This is a genomic window from Ensifer sp. LC384, from assembly GCF_001695865.1.
GTDB lineage: Bacteria > Pseudomonadota > Alphaproteobacteria > Rhizobiales > Rhizobiaceae > Ensifer.
Genome location: NZ_MBST01000023.1, coordinates 98159 through 113988, shown reverse-complemented (window position 1 = coordinate 113988; position 15830 = coordinate 98159). Strand labels below are relative to the sequence as shown.

General features: G+C 61.6%; 14 protein-coding genes. 11 read left to right on the top strand and 3 right to left on the bottom strand.

Features of this window, described 5'->3' with window-relative positions; all coding sequences use genetic code 11:
- Positions 1-3: 3 nt before the first annotated feature.
- The 3 genes from BC363_RS18215 to BC363_RS18205 are packed head-to-tail and all read right to left on the bottom strand — an operon-like array spanning position 4 to position 2971.
- A complete protein-coding gene (locus BC363_RS18215) occupies positions 4-894 on the bottom strand; it encodes an NAD(P)-dependent oxidoreductase (RefSeq protein WP_065780912.1) in 891 nt (296 codons plus the stop codon).
- Complete coding sequence (locus BC363_RS18210) at positions 891-1754, bottom strand: glycosyltransferase (RefSeq protein ID WP_065780911.1); 864 nt, start codon at positions 1752-1754, stop codon at positions 891-893. Before BC363_RS18210 ends, BC363_RS18215 begins: the two co-directional genes overlap by 4 nt.
- Positions 1751-2971, bottom strand: coding sequence for an NAD-dependent epimerase/dehydratase family protein (locus BC363_RS18205; RefSeq protein WP_065780910.1), 1221 nt, complete (start codon positions 2969-2971; stop codon positions 1751-1753). The genes BC363_RS18210 and BC363_RS18205 overlap by 4 nt, the downstream gene beginning before the upstream one ends.
- A 127-nt stretch (positions 2972-3098) precedes the next feature.
- Between BC363_RS18205 and ybgC the strand changes: the two genes are divergently transcribed.
- The 11 genes from ybgC to BC363_RS18150 all read left to right on the top strand — a co-directional run bounded on the left by ybgC (position 3099) and on the right by BC363_RS18150 (position 15828).
- Entirely contained in the window at positions 3099-3554 is a 456-nt protein-coding gene (ybgC, locus tag BC363_RS18200) for a tol-pal system-associated acyl-CoA thioesterase (RefSeq protein ID WP_065780909.1), read from the top strand.
- A gap of 441 nt (positions 3555-3995) precedes the next feature.
- On the top strand, positions 3996-4718 hold the full coding sequence (tolQ, locus tag BC363_RS18195; protein ID WP_065780908.1) for a protein TolQ: 723 nt from the start codon (positions 3996-3998) through the stop codon (positions 4716-4718).
- Positions 4719-4745: 27 nt separating this feature from the next.
- Positions 4746-5198 (top strand): protein TolR, encoded by a 453-nt coding sequence (gene tolR / locus BC363_RS18190; RefSeq protein WP_053249667.1) that lies wholly within the window; start codon positions 4746-4748, stop codon positions 5196-5198.
- 9 nt (positions 5199-5207) lie between these two features.
- The gene (locus BC363_RS18185; RefSeq protein ID WP_065780907.1) at positions 5208-6287 is read left to right on the top strand and encodes a cell envelope integrity protein TolA; all 1080 of its coding nucleotides are present in this window, start codon (positions 5208-5210) and stop codon (positions 6285-6287) included.
- A 79-nt stretch (positions 6288-6366) separates the two neighbouring features.
- Entirely contained in the window at positions 6367-7677 is a 1311-nt protein-coding gene (gene tolB / locus BC363_RS18180) for a Tol-Pal system beta propeller repeat protein TolB (protein WP_065780906.1), read from the top strand.
- Positions 7678-7859: 182 nt separating this feature from the next.
- Positions 7860-8393 (top strand): peptidoglycan-associated lipoprotein Pal, encoded by a 534-nt coding sequence (pal, locus tag BC363_RS18175; RefSeq protein ID WP_065780905.1) that lies wholly within the window; start codon positions 7860-7862, stop codon positions 8391-8393.
- 197 nt (positions 8394-8590) lie between these two features.
- On the top strand, positions 8591-9622 hold the full coding sequence (gene ybgF, locus BC363_RS18170) for a tol-pal system protein YbgF (protein ID WP_065780904.1): 1032 nt from the start codon (positions 8591-8593) through the stop codon (positions 9620-9622).
- Entirely contained in the window at positions 9612-10952 is a 1341-nt protein-coding gene (gene tilS, locus BC363_RS18165) for a tRNA lysidine(34) synthetase TilS (RefSeq protein ID WP_141690364.1), read from the top strand. The genes ybgF and tilS overlap by 11 nt, the downstream gene beginning before the upstream one ends.
- Before the next feature lie 100 nt (positions 10953-11052).
- Positions 11053-12996: an ATP-dependent zinc metalloprotease FtsH gene (ftsH, locus tag BC363_RS18160; protein WP_065780903.1), complete on the top strand. Its 1944-nt coding sequence runs from the start codon at positions 11053-11055 to the stop codon at positions 12994-12996.
- 314 nt (positions 12997-13310) lie between these two features.
- On the top strand, positions 13311-14663 hold the full coding sequence (glmM, locus tag BC363_RS18155; RefSeq protein ID WP_065781133.1) for a phosphoglucosamine mutase: 1353 nt from the start codon (positions 13311-13313) through the stop codon (positions 14661-14663).
- Positions 14664-14991: 328 nt separating this feature from the next.
- Positions 14992-15828 carry an outer membrane protein gene (locus BC363_RS18150; RefSeq protein WP_083223386.1) on the top strand — a complete coding sequence of 279 codons (837 nt, stop codon included), beginning with the start codon at positions 14992-14994 and terminating at the stop codon, positions 15826-15828.
- Positions 15829-15830 lie beyond the last annotated feature (2 nt).

Sequence of the window (15830 nt, the reverse complement as noted above, 5' to 3'; positions counted from 1 at the left end):
GCGTCAGGCGAGCAGACTTCTGACCGTTGCCTGCAATCGCTCCAGCCCGCCCGGTTGCCAGCCAAGTGCCCGGATCTTCTCGGTATTCATGGCGTTGAACGCGGTCAGCGCGGCCGGTCCCGGAAGGGCTTGCCTGGATCCGGTAATATCCTGAACCATTGCCAGAATGGCACGATTGTCGATGAGGACATCGGAGACGTTCAACACGCCGCCCTGCAGGCGATCCAATGGTGTTTGCAGGGCAAGGCGCACGGCGGTGGCCACATCCTCACCATGCACTTCCGTGCCGGCACGTGGCGCGATCACACGGCCCGAGAGATAGTCATCGAAAAGCGGCTGCCATTTGTGAGCAGCACCTTCGCCGGGTACGCCGTAGACGCCGGTCACACGCAGGCTCACAGTCTTGAATGCGGCTGTGCCCAGTGCGTCGAGTTCGTTTTCGGCTTCCAGCTTGAGCGCGCCATAGAGGCTTTCGGGATTGCAGGGCATGTCTTCAAAGAGGCCTGCTCCCGGCGGCTGCTCGCCATAGACGGCGCGGCTCGACAGGAAGATGCAGCGCTTCACGCCCTCATTGCGAGCCGTCTGAAACAGGCGGACGGAGCCATCGAGATTGCTGCGGCGGAACCCTTCCGGATCGTCGCCTTCACCGCCACGATAGCGGCCGGCGACATGCTCGAAGGCGGCGTGGACAAAGTGGTCGATGTGCCGGAAGGCAGCACTCTGGTCGATATCCGGGGCGAGCGCGAGCGGGACGAAAGCGACAGGCTTCGAAAAGAAGGCGGATGCGGGTGGCGTGCGGCCGCCGACCACCACTTCATATCCGCTCGCCATCAGATGCTCGACGATGAAGCGTCCGACAAAACCGGTGCCGCCGGAAACAAGCACGCGCCTCATGACCGGGCCGGATTGGCAAGGGTTGCGATGTCAGGGATATCATCGCCCGTGAGATAGGCGAACCAGAGGTCGATCAACGGTCGAAGCTGCTCGGTGCGCGGGTGGTCCTTCTCCCACGGTTTTTCATATTGGTAGTGCAACACGCCGATCGAAGACCAATCCCAGAGTTCGGGCAGGTTGAACCAGACATATTGCAGCATGTTCATCGTGACCGGCAGGCCGTGCCATTCGGGAAAGAAGGTCTGCAGAAAGGTCTGGTCGGTGCGCGGCCAGAAGGCTTGCGGCGCATCGAGCCTGTCGAGCATGGCTCGGAAAGTCGCGACGGATGGTTCGGCGATGAAGACGCCGGAATTCAAGCGGTGAAAATCGGCGAGGCCCTCATAGACGTTAGGGGCCGCGGAAAACTCCGGATAGTGAAACAGCCGGTCGATGTTTCTGAGGACGATCGCGTCCGCGTCGATGAACACGCAACTGACATAGTCGATCAGTTGCCAAAGCCGCAGCTTGCAGAAATTGTCGAGAGGCGAATGAAACGCCGGTTTGCGCCCCTTGGTGAACGGAGCCTTGTCGTGGACGTTGCGGCGGGCGTGGCGCTCGTTGAAGGCATCCGAGAGCGGCAGCAATTCGGTTTCGACCAGGCGGCAGCCGAATTCGGCCAGCGGCGCGAGGGCGTCGGCCGATACGCCCCCCGTGTGGAGAACGACGATATCGGCCGGCGTGTCCGTGAGGCGGATCGAGCGGGCGAGCGCGCGGGCGCCGAGCGCGTAGTCGGCATTGGTGACGAGCGTCACGAATGCATGGTGCGAGGAGGCAGGGGAGGAGGGAGCGAGCCCCTCCGGTTTGCTCTCGATCGATGTCATGAAACGGATTTCAGCCGTTTGCCCTCAGGGTCGTGGTTGATACGTGTCGCAATATCCTTGGTCCAGGCGGAAACGGCCGGAACGCGCGAACGGTCGACGCGATGGGCGAATTTCCTGGCGACATCGACGATCTCGGAAAGCAAGCCATCCCTGAGAAGGGTCGGGTTGAGGCCGAGCGCCAGGAATTTTTCGTTGTGGACGACCAGTTCGTTTTCCGCCGCTTCCTTGCGCGGATTGGGCAGCCAGGCGATCTGCGAACCGGAGATCGCGGCGATCATTTCGGCCAGGTCCCGCACCCGATGGGTTTCCGTCATCTGGTTGAAGATCTCGACACGGCTGCCACGGGCGGGCGGGTTCTTCAGCGCCAGTTCAATGCAGCGCACCGAATCCTGAATGTGGATGAAGGCGCGTGTCTGGCCGCCGGTGCCGTGCACGGTCAGGGGATAGCCGATCGCCGCCTGGATGAGAAAACGGTTGAGCACCGTGCCGTAGTCGCCGTCGTAGTCGAAGCGGTTGATCAGCTGGGCGTGACGCCGGGTCTGCTCCGTGTGGGTGCCCCAGACGATGCCCTGATGCAGGTCGGTGATCCTGAGGCCGTCGTTCTTGGCGTAGAACTGGAACAGCAACTGATCCAGGCACTTGGTCATGTGGTAGATCGAACCAGGATTGGAGGGATAGAGGATCTCCTGGCTCACGGTTTCGCCTGACATCGTTTCGATGCCGACCGGCAGATAGCCCTCGGGGATCGCCGCCCCGACCGTGGAATATCCATAGACGCCCATGGTGCCGAGATGCACCAGATGCGCATCGAGCTCGAGTTCCACCAGCGCATTGAGCAGATTGTGCGTGGCATTGACGTTGTTGTTGACGGTGTAGTTCTTGTGCCGGTCGCTCTTCATCGAATAGGGCGCGGCGCGCTGTTCGGCGAAATGCACGATCGCGTCGGGACGATGTTCCGCCAGCCAGTTCTTCAGAAGCTCGTAGTCGCGGGCAAGATCGATCAGGTTGAAATGGATGCGGCGGCCGGTTTCGGCATGCCAGATGCGGGTGCGCTCCTGGATCGAATCCATCGGGGTCAGAGATTGAACGCCGAGTTCCGTGTCGATCCAGCGGCGTGAGAGATTGTCGAGAATATGGATGTCATGGCCGGCGTCGGACAGATGAAGGGCCGTTGGCCAGCCGATGAAACCATCGCCGCCGAGGATCGCAATCTTCATGCACGGATCTCCTGATCAGGAAGGAAAGCTGTGTCACGTGTAGGATAGGTTTGTGACAAAGCTGCAATGCTTGCAAATGCCTTTTTGTTCCTGCACAGGATTTGGGAAATTCTTGTCGGAGAGAAGCATGTCCCTGATCTCGCTTGCAGGCGAACTGACCGAAGACGGCCATCGACTGGTCCAGCGCGTCTATTACGAAGACACCGATTTTTCCGGCGTCGTCTACCACGCCCGCTACCTGCATTTCATGGAGCGCGCCCGCACCGATTTCCTGCGACTGCTCGGTGTCGAGCAGGCGACGCTGGCGATCGAGGGAGATAGCGAAGGCCTCGTCTTCGTCGTGCATCGCATGGAGATCGACTTCAAGGCACCGGCGCGCATGGACGATATCCTGACGATCGGCACGGTCACCGAGAAGGCCGGAGGGGCCAAGATGGTGCTGTTGCAGGAAATCCGCTGCAATGAGCAATTGCTGATCGCCGCCAAGGTGATCATCGCCGTGATCAACGGCCAGGGCCGTCCCCGCCGGCTGCCGGAGGCACTGGCGACGAAGTTCACGCGGGCAAGGCAAAGCGTCGGCTAAGCCAAGGAGCCTTCTTTGCGAGCATGTGTCCGATGCTCAAGCTGCCGCGCGAGCTGCCGATCGATGGCGCGCCATCGGAGTTTTCTCCCATCAGCCCGCCGAACATGCTGCCCTGAAAGCCTCAATCTAATCGAAGCTGCGATGTCGTGTCGTTTGTGTGGTTCCGAGATGCGGCCGCGGCCCGGAAGTGCGGCCGGAAAGACACAGTCATGGTAACACTCCCTTAACCATAATGGTGTCTTAATCAGCCCATCAGGATTTGTGCAGTGCACGTCATCCTTTGACCAAAATTGACGGCAAGAAGGCAACCATAAGCTAATAAAGGTCGCGATGGTGCGACCAGCGGCGGCACCGGGGCATTCTTGCAACAGGACGTTTGGGCTACCCGGTCACGAGCATGAGCCGCTCTTGCCGGGTGTTTGGATTCGGGGACTGAAAACGATGGAACAGGTTGGATTGGCCGCTGCGACGCACGATGTGACCCTCTGGTCGCTGTTCATGCAAGCGGGCTTTGTCGTGAAGCTGGTCATGCTGGGGCTGATTGCAGCTTCGGTGTGGACATGGGCGATCGTCGTCGACAAGACGCTGAACTACGGCCGTGCCCGTCGCCAGCTCGACGGCTTCGAGCAGGTGTTCTGGTCGGGCCAGTCGCTGGAAGAGCTGTACCGTACGCTCTCCGACCGCCAGACTTCGGGCATGGGCGCGATCTTCGTCTCGGCGATGCGCGAATGGAAGAAAAGCTTCGAGCGCGGCGCACGCTCGCCGATCGGTCTGCAGATGCGTATCGACCGGGCCATGGACGTGACGCTTGCCCGTGAATCGGAATCGCTGGAAGCGCGCCTCGGCTCGCTCGCGACCATCGGATCGGCCGCACCCTTCATCGGTCTTTTTGGTACAGTCGTCGGTATCATGACCTCGTTCCAGGCGATCGCCGGTTCGAAGTCGACCAACCTTGCGGTCGTGGCGCCGGGTATTGCCGAAGCGCTCTTGGCAACCGCGATCGGTCTGCTCGCCGCTATTCCCGCCGTTATCGCCTATAACAAGTTTTCTGCAGACGCCGGCAAGCTGTCGGCGCGCATGGAAGCGTTTGCCGACGAGTTTTCCGCGATCCTGTCGCGGCAGATCGACGAGAAGCTGCAGAACCCGCGCCAGGCCGCGCAATAATCGCCAGAGAGCACGGAGACCACGCTGATGGGTATGTCGGTTGGCGGAGCCAAAGGTTCGGGCGGCGGTCGTCGTCGCCGGGGCGGCAAGAAAGCGATCATGAGCGAAATCAACGTCACGCCCTTCGTGGACGTGATGCTGGTGCTGCTGATCATCTTCATGGTCGCCGCACCGATGATGACGGTCGGCGTGCCGATCGACCTGCCGGAAACGCAGGCCAAGGCGCTTAATTCCGATACGCAGCCGATCACCGTGTCGGTCAACCCGGCTGGTGAAATCTACCTGCAGGAAACGCCGATCGCGATCGAAGAGGTCGTGCCGAAGCTCGAGGCGATTGCCACCACCGGCTACAACGAACGCATCTATGTCCGCGGCGACACCAATGCCGACTACGGCACGGTGATGAAGGTCATGGCGCGCATCTCCGCTGCCGGGTTCAAGAACCTCGGCCTCGTGACGCTGCAAGAACAGGAAAAGTGATCCTTGGCCATGAAGGGCAGTCTCGCCACATCTGGTCTGCTGCACGCTCTGGTCCTGACCTGGGCGCTGGTTTCGCTCGGCAGTCCGGCTGACTTCGAGGTCGCTGACGTCGAAGCCTTGCCTGTCGACATCGTACCCTATTCGGAAATGACGCAGGTCCAGCAAGGCGACAAGAAGGCGCCGGTCAAAGAGAAATCCTCGCCGGTTCCGACCAAGCGGCCCGCGACGAACGAGCCTGCCGAGAACATCGGCGACAACGATGTCGACCTGAAGACGGCGCCGACGCCGAACGCCAAGCCGTCGAAGAGCGAGGCCACGGCCGCGCCGGAAAAGAACGAGAAGCCCGAACCGACGCCCGATCCGGTCGAGGAAGAAATCAAGAAGGTCGAGGAGACGAAGCCCGCCTCCGAACCGGCGACGGAGGTTGCCGCACTGCCTGAACCCAAGCAGGAAGTAAAGCCAGAGACCAAGCCGGAACCGGCGCCCGCTGAAGAAAAGCCGGCCGAAAATCCGGAAGCCGAAGCGCTGCCGGAAAAGGTGCCGACGCCGGCGGCCAAGCCCAAGGTGGAAAAGCCGGCGCAGTCCGCAAAGACACCCGACCGCAAGAACGAGCAAACGCCGAAGGAACAGAAGAAGGCGACTTCCAGCGAGGAAAGCAAGTTCAACGCTGACGAAATTGCCGCCCTTCTCAACCGGCAGGATCCGTCCGCCGGCGGCAAGAAGCGCTCATCGGACGAGGCGGCGCTCGGTGGCAAGAAGACCATCGGCGTCGGTCTCAGCGCCAACGAGATCGACGGTGTGAAGGGCCAGATCCAGGGCAATTGGTCGCTGATTGCCGGGTTGACCGGTGTCGCGGAAGTGCGGGTTTCGATCCGGGTCCAGCTGGATCCGGCCGGCAACATCGTCGGCGAGCCGGAGGTGACCGCTACCGGCGGACCGGAAGGAACGCGCCGCGCCGTCGAAAGCAGCACGCTGCGTGCGCTTCGCCGCTCGTCGCCGCTGCAGAACCTGCCGCCGGACAAATATGACGGCGAAAAAGGATGGAATACCCTCGTGCTGAACTTCGACCCCTCCGAGTTCGCACTGTGAGCTGCCGGGATTGGAATCCATGCCGGATAGCAAACCCAAACCGTGCAAACCTTCGTACTAAGCTGAAAGGCTTGTCTTTATGATCAAGTGCTCTCTTTTCCGTGCCCTGATGGTCGCCGTCGGCATGTTGACCGCCGTTGTGGCGGCGACGCCTGCGAACGCGGTCGTCGAAATCAACATCAACAAGGGTAATGTCGAGCCGCTGCCGATCGCGATCACCGACTTCCTGCAGGGTGAGCTCGGCAAGAAGATCTCCGACGTGGTCGCAGCCGACCTCAAGCGTTCGGGTCTGTTCGCGCCGATCGACAAGGGCGCCTTCATCGAAAAGATCAGCAACCCCGACGCGGCACCGCGGTTCGAGGACTGGAAGGTCATCAACGCCCAGGCGCTCGTCACCGGTCGCGTGACGCAGGAGGCCGATGGCCGTCTGAAGGCCGAGTTCCGTCTTTGGGACACGTTTGCGGGCTCACAGATGACCGGCCAGCAGTTCTTCACCCAGCCTGAAAACTGGCGCCGAGTCGCGCATATCATCGCCGATGCGATCTATGAGCGGATCACCGGCGAAAAGGGTTATTTCGATACACGTGTCGTCTATGTCGCCGAAAGCGGCCCGAAGACTGCCCGCAAGCGCCAGCTCGCGATGATGGACCAGGATGGGGCAAATGCCCGGGCGCTCACCAACTCCAACGACCTCGTTCTGACGCCGCGCTTCTCGCCGAACCGTCAGGAAGTCACCTACATGTCGTTCGAAAACAACCAGCCGCGCGTTTACCTGCTGCAGCTGGAAACCGGGCAGCGCGAGGTGGTCGGCAATTTCCCGGGCATGACCTTCTCGCCGCGCTTCTCGCCGGACGGCCAGCGCGTCATCATGAGCCTGCAGCAGGAGGGCAACGCCAACATCTATACGATGGACCTGCGCTCGCGCACGACCACGCGCCTCACCAGCACGGCGGCGATCGATACGGCGCCATCCTATTCGCCTGACGGTAGCCAGATCGCCTTCGAAAGCGACCGCGGCGGCCGCCAGCAGATCTACGTGATGGGTGCCGACGGGTCCGGCCAGCGCCGCATCTCCTTCGGCGACGGCTCCTATTCGACGCCGGTCTGGTCTCCGCGCGGCGACCTGATCGCCTTCACCAAGCAATCCGGCGGCAAGTTCTCGATCGGCGTGATGAAGCCCGACGGTTCGGGCGAACGCATCCTGACCACGGGCTTCCACAACGAAGGCCCGACCTGGGCGCCGAACGGCCGCGTGCTGATGTTCTTCCGCCAGAACGCCGGTGCCGGCGGACCGCAACTCTACTCGATCGACCTCACCGGCTACAACGAGCAGGCCGTCCCGACGCAGGGCTTTGCCTCGGACCCGGCCTGGTCTCCGCGGCTTGAATAGCAGGCTCGCCTTTGCGGCGGGGATTGTGGCAGTGACGCCGCCTTCTCGCCGCAAAGTGCTGGTCTAGCAGGCGCCGCGCTTAAATTATCGATTTGTTAACCATAACTGTTGAAAAGCGATTAACCGCTTCCGGTTACAGTCTGGCAACCGTGAATTCAGACACTTCTCAAGGAGACCGGCGCATGAGCCGAATTGACACCCCGGCCGCAGGCCGCATGCAGACCATCGCTCGCAACCCGGTCATGATCGCACTTGTCATGACCCTTGCCATCGCTGGCTGCGCCTCGAAGAAGAACCTTCCGAACAACGCCAACGAGCTCGGTCTCGGCGGCGCTGGTTCCGCAACGCCGGGTTCGCAGCAGGACTTCACCGTCAATGTCGGCGACCGCATCTTCTTCGACACGGACTCGACCTCGATCCGCGCCGACGCCCAGCAGACGCTCGACCGCCAGGCTCAGTGGCTTGCCAAGTATCCGAACTACGCCGTCACCGTCGAAGGCCATGCCGACGAACGCGGCACCCGCGAATACAACCTGGCACTTGGCGCTCGCCGCGCTGCTTCCACCAAGGACTATCTGATCTCGCGCGGCGTTCCTGCCAATCGCCTGAAGACGATCTCCTACGGCAAGGAAAAGCCGGTCGCCGTTTGCGACGACATCTCGTGCTGGTCGCAGAACCGCCGCGCCGTAACCGTCCTCGGTGGCGCCGGCATGTGATCTTCCGATCACGCATCGCTAAATTAAAAGGGCGGCCTTGTGCCGCCCTTTGCTTTTTTACCACACTTTGGCCGAACTCCGTTGCTTTTTCAGGGTAATTGGAAAACTGTGCGGCAATCATCCAGATGAATCGGCGAGATGTATTGCGGGCCCCGATTCCAGGGTGGGAAAACCGGTATTCGAACAGGACAAATGAAATGAAGAAATTTGTCGTGGCTGGACTGCTTGGTCTCGCGGCCCTTTCGGGCTTTGGCCAGACAGTAAACGCCATGCCGCTTTCCGGGCTTTCGGCCCGAACGACAAACGCCGACACGGCAGGCTCGCACAGTCTTCCCGTCGTGAAGGTACAGGCCTCCGAGACCACACGGGTCGGGCAACTTGAAGAACAGATCCGCTCGCTCAACGGGCGTATCGAAGAAATGAGCTTCCAGCTTCTGCAGATGCAGGAGCAGATCCGGAAGTTCCAGGAGGACAACGAGTTCCGCTTCCAGGATCTGGAAAGCGGCAAGGCCTCCCCCAAGAAGAGCGGCGCACTGCAGACGCCGAAGTCCAGCGATCAGGCGTCCGTCACCCCGGGGGTGACGGATAGCCAGACGATGGCGCCTGTCGATCCCAGCACCGGCATGGCCGCATCGGGCACTAATCAGGGCGCACCCGGTGCCGCACCTCCGACGACGCTCGGACAGATTGTCTTTGACGAGAGCGGCAATCCCATTTCGACCACGACTGACGCACAGCCGGGCGCCAATGCCACGCCTCCCGGTGTCGATACCGGCGTGGCACTTCCGGGCAACAGTGGCGGGCTCAACGCCAACCCGGATAGCGAGCAGCAGACGGCAGCGCTCGACAACCCCGGCGACCTCTATCAGTCGGCCTATGGCCACGTGCTTTCCGGCGACTACAGCACCGCCGAGCAGGAATTCCGCGACTATCTCGACGTGTTCCCGCAGGGCGAAAAGGCAGCCGATGCCAGCTTCTGGATGGGCGAGGCGCAGTATTCGCAGGGCAAATACAGCGAAGCCGCCAAGACGTTCCTGAATGCGCACCAGGCGCACGCCAAGTCGCCGAAGGCTCCGGAGATGCTTTTGAAACTCGGCATGTCGCTCGGCGCACTCGACAACAAGGAAACCGCCTGCGCCACCTTGCGCGAGGTGAACAAGCGCTACCCGAAGGCCTCACCGGCCGTGCGCGCAAAGGTGACGAGCGAGCAAAGCCGCTTTGGCTGCTGAGACGCAAGTCAACCTGGCCGTTCTCGAAACGGCGAAACGATTTCTTTCATCCTTCAATCGGCCGGCCCGATTGCTCGTAGCCGTCTCCGGCGGCAGCGATTCCAAAGGACTGCTTCTCGCCCTAAACAGGATGATCGAGGCAACCGGCAATGCCGACCTTTCCCTTGCTGCCTGCACGGTCGATCATGCCCTGAGGCCCGGCTCGGCCGACGAAGCGGAGGCCGTGGCCGGCTTCTGCGCCAGCCTTGGCATCGCGCATGTCACCAAACGCTGGGATGGCCCAAAACCCTCCGCCGGAATTCAGGCCGCCGCGCGCGAAAAGCGCTATCAGCTGCTGGCGAGCGCTGTCGATGATCTTGGCGCCACTTGCATCGTCACCGGACATACGCTCGACGACCAGCGCGAGACGATCCTGATGCGGTCCGAGCGCGGGCAGGGACCCGGCGGCGCAGGAATGGCCGACGAAACGCTCTACGACAGACGCTTCTGGGTGTTGCGCCCGTTCCTCGGCCTGCGTCGCGCCGACATCCGGGCATTTCTTACCGCCGAGGGCGTCGGCTGGTTCGACGATCCGAGCAACGTCAATATGCGTTTCGAGCGGGTGCGAACCCGCGAGCGCCTCGCTGACGCAGATGACGAAGCGGTTGCCACATGGGACGCGGCTTTCCGGGCCCGCTCATCGGTGAGGGCGGCCGCCTGGCTCGAGCTTCACGCTCGCGTTCACGAAAGCTTGGTCGTAAGCGTTGCCGATGCTGCTGTCGCCGGATGTGTCGACGCCGACTGCCGGCGCGCACTTCTGGCGATGGCGACTGTTGTCGGCGGTCGGACGCATCCCTTGGCCGCGGACACGGTCACGCGAGTGGTGGCGTTCCTTGAGCGGGGCGAGCCGGGGCGGCTGACCGCTGGGCGGGTGGTGTTCGATAGGCGCGCGACCGGCCTTTACCTCTATCGCGAGGCACGCGATCTGCCGCTTCTGGTGCTGAGGCCCGGCGCGACCGGTATCTGGGATGGCCGCTTTACGGTTGGAAATGTCGGAAATGGCATGGTGCAGATAAGCGCTGCTGGCGATGGCGGCCTGCAACAGGAGAGACTTATTGCCGCAGGACTGCCACCGGGCGTTGCCAAGCGGGCGTCGTTTTCCGCGCCTCATGTTGTATCCACTGACGACAATTGCATCGCGGAAGCCCACATTGAGCCTCGCATTGGCCCCTACGACACCTTTTTGCCAGGTTTCGACCTGATCATGGCAGACATGATTGCCGGATTGTTCGGGCGTCAGCCCTATGTTCGGTCGCCGGTTCACGATCTGTTGACAGAAATGGAACGGTAGTTGGCGGTTTGCCTTGGCAAGGCGCCGCCAGAACCCTATGTTAGGGGCAAGAAAGCGGCCCGGCGAAATGTGCGGGTTGTGACAGGTTCCGGGGAGTTCGATGAACCCTAATTTTCGTAATTTTGCCCTATGGGCAATCATAGCGCTTTTGCTGATCGCGCTGTTTAGCATGTTTCAGCAGCCGACCGAGCGCACCGGCTCGCGCGAGATTCCGTTCTCGCAGTTCCTCAAGGACGTCGATGCGAGCCGCGTCAAGGAAGTCGTGATCACCGGCTCGAAGGTCATCGGCAGCTATTCTGAAAGCGGCGCGACGTTCCAGACCTATGCGCCTTCGGTCGACACCGCGCTCACCGAGCGTCTGGAAGCCAAGGACGTGACGGTGACCGTTCGTCCGGAAACCGACGGTTCCTCCGGGTTCCTGAGCTATATCGGCACGCTGCTGCCGATGCTTTTGATCCTCGGCGTCTGGCTGTTCTTCATGCGCCAGATGCAGGGTGGTTCGCGTGGCGCGATGGGCTTTGGCAAATCCAAGGCCAAGCTCCTGACGGAAGCGCATGGCCGCGTCACTTTTGACGACGTCGCCGGTGTCGACGAAGCCAAGCAGGACCTGGAAGAAATCGTCGAATTCCTGCGCGACCCGCAGAAGTTCCAGCGCCTCGGCGGCCGCATTCCGCGCGGCGTGCTGCTCGTCGGCCCTCCCGGTACCGGTAAGACGCTGCTTGCCCGCTCGGTTGCCGGCGAAGCCAATGTTCCGTTCTTCACCATCTCCGGTTCGGACTTCGTCGAAATGTTCGTCGGCGTCGGCGCAAGCCGTGTGCGCGATATGTTCGAGCAGGCCAAGAAGAATGCGCCCTGCATCATTTTCATCGACGAAATCGACGCGGTCGGTCGCCATCGTGGCGCCGGTCTCGGCGGCGGCAACGATGAACGCGAGCAGACGCTCAACCAGTTGCTGGTCGAGATGGACGGCTTTGAAGCCAACGAAGGCATCATCCTGATTGCGGCGACCAACCGCCCCGACGTTCTCGATCCGGCCCTTCTGCGTCCGGGTCGTTTCGACCGTCAGGTCGTCGTGCCGAACCCCGACATCAACGGTCGCGAGCGCATCCTCAAGGTGCACGTTCGCAACGTGCCGCTGGCGCCGAACGTCGACCTCAAGGTTCTGGCCCGCGGCACGCCCGGCTTCTCCGGCGCCGACCTGATGAACCTCGTCAACGAGGCTGCCCTGATGGCTGCGCGCCGCAACAAGCGCGTCGTCACCATGCTTGAGTTCGAAGACGCCAAGGACAAGATCATGATGGGTGCGGAGCGCCGCTCCTCCGCCATGACCGAAGCGGAAAAGAAGCTGACCGCCTATCACGAAGCCGGTCACGCGATCCTGGCGCTCAACGTTCCCTCGGCCGATCCGCTGCACAAGGCGACGATCATTCCGCGCGGACGGGCGCTGGGCATGGTGATGCAGCTGCCGGAAGGCGACCGCTACTCCATGAGCTACAAGTGGATGGTCTCGCGGCTTGCCATCATGATGGGCGGACGCGTCGCTGAAGAACTGACCTTCGGCAAGGAGAACATTACCTCCGGCGCATCGTCCGACATCGAGCAGGCGACCAAGCTTGCCCGTGCGATGGTCACACAGTGGGGCTTCTCCGACCAGCTCGGTCAGGTTTCCTATGGCGAGAACCAGCAGGAAATCTTCCTTGGCCATTCTGTCGCCCAGCAGAAGAACGTTTCGGAAGCAACGGCTCAGAAGATCGACAACGAAATCCGTCGTCTGATCGATGAAGCCTATGAAACAGCGCGCACGGTCCTGACCGAGAAGAACCACGAGTTTGTGGCACTGGCGGAAGGCCTGCTGGAATACGAAACCCTGACGGGCGAAGAGATCAAGTCGTTGATCCGCGGCGAAAAGCCGGCGCGCGACCTTGGCGACGACACGCCGCCGCATCGCGGCTCCGCCGTGCCTTCGGCCGGGGTCAAGAAAGAGGGCTCGTCGGGCAGCAAGGGCGAAGAGTCCGAAGGTGGTTTCGAGCCGCAGCCGCAATAGCGGTCTTGGTTCAGACGCTTATCTCAAGAGCCGCCGCGCCGGAGGGTGCGGCGGCTTTTTGTTGCCCCGCACCGAATTGCACTTGGTAACGCGATGTAATGATTTCTGATGCTATCGTCGCTGCCGTTTGCATTGGTTTTGTGTCAAAGAAGAATCGAAATGCTCTCAGCCTTTGCTTCGGTGTCGAAGTCATGGGCGAGCAACGGCAACAGCCGGAATGATATGAGGTCTGGTCAATGAAACCCAGTCGCGGCGCGCGCAGACAGGTGAAGCAGGCAAAGCCGGCATTGACCCAGCAGAACGATGGAGTTCTTATGAAGCGCAAGTATTTCGGCACGGACGGTATCCGCGGTCAGTCCAACATTTTTCCGATGACGCCGGATCTCGCCATGCGGGTCGGCATCGCCGTTGGCACGATCTTCCGAAATGGCGCCCACCGCCACCGGGTGGTGATCGGCAAGGACACGCGTCTTTCCGGCTATATGCTTGAAAACGCCATGGTCGCCGGCTTCACGGCGGCAGGTCTCGACGTGTTTCTACTCGGACCGATCCCGACGCCCGGCGTTGCCATGCTGACGCGCTCGCTGCGCGCCGATATCGGCGTGATGATCTCGGCGTCACACAATCCGTTCCAGGACAATGGCATCAAGCTGTTCGGCCCCGACGGCTACAAGCTCTCCGACGATATCGAAGCCAAGATCGAAGCGCTGCTCGACCAGGATCTTTCGGGGCAGCTCGCCAAGGCCGAAGACATCGGCCGCGCCAAGCGCGTCGACGGCGACATTTATCGTTATCTCGAACATGCCAAGCGCACTCTGCCGCGCGATGTCACCCTTCAAGGCCTGCGGATCGCCATCGATTGCGCCAACGGCGCCGCCTACAAGGTTGCACCCCAGGCGCTGTGGGAACTCGGCGCCGAAGTGGTGACGATCGGCACAGAGCCGAACGGGGTGAACATCAACCTCGATTGCGGCTCGACCCATCCGGCAGCGCTTTCCAGGAAGGTGCATGAGGTGCGCGCCGACATCGGCATCGCGCTTGACGGCGACGCCGACCGGGTTCTGATCGTTGACGAAAACGGTACTGTCATCGACGGCGACCAGCTGATGGCTGTGATCGCCGACAGCTGGGCCGAGGACGGCACGCTGCGCGGCGGCGCGATTGCCGCAACCGTCATGTCCAACCTGGGTCTGGAGCGCTATCTCAAGAGCCGCGGCATCGACCTGCATCGCACAAAGGTCGGCGACCGCTATGTCGTCGAGCAGATGCGCCAGGAGGGGTTGAATGTCGGTGGCGAGCAGTCCGGCCACATCGTGCTGTCGGACTTCGGCACGACCGGTGACGGTCTCGTGGCCGCGCTGCAGATCCTTGCGGTCGTCAAGCGCCTCGGCAAGCCGGTGAGCGAGGTTTGCCATCGCTTCGAGCCGGTGCCGCAGGTGCTGAAGAACGTGCGGGTTTCGGCCGGTAAGCCACTTGAGGACGCAACCGTGCGGCAGGCGATCGCCGATGCCGAAGCCGAGCTTGCCAAGTCCGGCCGCCTGCTGATCCGTCCGTCAGGCACGGAGCCGCTGATCCGGGTGATGGCCGAGGGCGATGACCGCAGCCAGGTCGAGCGGATCGTCGACGGGCTGATCAATGTCATCGGCAGCGCGCGCAACGCTGCCTAAAGCTTTCCAGGAAAAGTGCGCAGCGGTTTTCCGTCAGGAAATGCGTAAAACAAAGAGATAGAGCGTTTCTGCGATTCCATCTAAACCGGAAACGCTCTGAAAGCACACATCCGGCAGTTTCCTCCAGGGCTGGTGAGATTCACCGGCCTTTTCTTTGTCTGCCAAGAACAACATGCAACAGCTTGGAGTATTAACGTTCGTTAATGCACACGGTAAACTTTTGTAGTTAATCGGAGCTTAACCTTTCCCCCTCATTATCCATAGCCAACGTCAGGATTTGGACGCCATTTTCATGGTGCGCCAAGCAACGAATGTATTGGAGTGGGCCATGAAGAGAATTTTGAGTGGCGTTGTTGCAGTCTTGCTCAGCGGCACAGCAGCTTTTGCTGCCGACATTTACCAACCCCCCGTGGAAGCACCGATCGTCGAGCAGCCGGCTGAAGTGATCCAGACCAGCGGCTGGTATTTGCGTGGCGACGTCGGTTATGCCTGGAACAAACTGCGGGGTGCGCATTTCTACCAGGGGGGGCCGAGCGGCTCCATAACCGACTTCGAATCGGCCGATATCGATGACTCCTGGGTGATTGGCGGCGGTGTCGGTTACCAGTTCAACAACTACCTGCGCACCGACGTCACGCTCGACTATTGGGGCGACGGCGACTTTACCGGCTCGACCTTAGGCGAATGCGGCAGCTTCCCGGGCGAGCCCTGCAGGTCGCGCGATGTAAGCTCGGTTTCCGCTTGGAGCTTGATGGCCAACGCCTATGTCGACATCGGCACCTACGGCGCCTTCACCCCTTATGTCGGCGCCGGTATCGGTGCCACGCACGTCAAGTGGGGCAAGCTGCGCAACACCAGCTGCGTAATCGGGGACCCCAGTAGGTGCGACCCGACGACGGAGCACGATGGCGAGAGCAAGTGGCGCTTTACCTACGCGCTCATGGCCGGTACTGCCATCGACCTGACCTGCAATCTCAAGGCAGATGTCGGCTACCGCTTCCGCCAGGTCGATGATGGCGACATGTTCGGCTACGCCAACGGTGGCGGTCCGGGTTCCGACGAGGGCTTCTACATCCATGAGGCGCGCGCCGGTCTGCGCTATTCCTTCGGCAATGTCTGCGAAGTTCCTTACGAACCGCCACCGGAGCCGATCGTCTACAAGTAAGC

Excerpts from the sequence above, each read along its gene's own strand:
- ybgF (WP_065780904.1), top strand. The coding sequence starts at position 8,591 with ATGAAGAAATTTGTCGTGGCTGGACTGCTTGGTCTCGCGGCCCTTTCG.
- ftsH (WP_065780903.1), top strand. The coding sequence starts at position 11,053 with ATGAACCCTAATTTTCGTAATTTTGCCCTATGGGCAATCATAGCGCTT.
- BC363_RS18215 (WP_065780912.1), bottom strand. The coding sequence starts at position 894 with ATGAGGCGCGTGCTTGTTTCCGGCGGCACCGGTTTTGTCGGACGCTTC.
- glmM (WP_065781133.1), top strand. The coding sequence starts at position 13,311 with ATGAAGCGCAAGTATTTCGGCACGGACGGTATCCGCGGTCAGTCCAAC.
- ybgC (WP_065780909.1), top strand. The coding sequence starts at position 3,099 with ATGTCCCTGATCTCGCTTGCAGGCGAACTGACCGAAGACGGCCATCGA.
- tolR (WP_053249667.1), top strand. The coding sequence starts at position 4,746 with ATGGGTATGTCGGTTGGCGGAGCCAAAGGTTCGGGCGGCGGTCGTCGT.
- tolQ (WP_065780908.1), top strand. The coding sequence starts at position 3,996 with ATGGAACAGGTTGGATTGGCCGCTGCGACGCACGATGTGACCCTCTGG.
- BC363_RS18185 (WP_065780907.1), top strand. The coding sequence starts at position 5,208 with ATGAAGGGCAGTCTCGCCACATCTGGTCTGCTGCACGCTCTGGTCCTG.
- tolB (WP_065780906.1), top strand. The coding sequence starts at position 6,367 with ATGATCAAGTGCTCTCTTTTCCGTGCCCTGATGGTCGCCGTCGGCATG.
- pal (WP_065780905.1), top strand. The coding sequence starts at position 7,860 with ATGAGCCGAATTGACACCCCGGCCGCAGGCCGCATGCAGACCATCGCT.
- BC363_RS18205 (WP_065780910.1), bottom strand. The coding sequence starts at position 2,971 with ATGAAGATTGCGATCCTCGGCGGCGATGGTTTCATCGGCTGGCCAACG.
- BC363_RS18150 (WP_083223386.1), top strand. The coding sequence starts at position 14,992 with ATGAAGAGAATTTTGAGTGGCGTTGTTGCAGTCTTGCTCAGCGGCACA.
- BC363_RS18210 (WP_065780911.1), bottom strand. The coding sequence starts at position 1,754 with ATGACATCGATCGAGAGCAAACCGGAGGGGCTCGCTCCCTCCTCCCCT.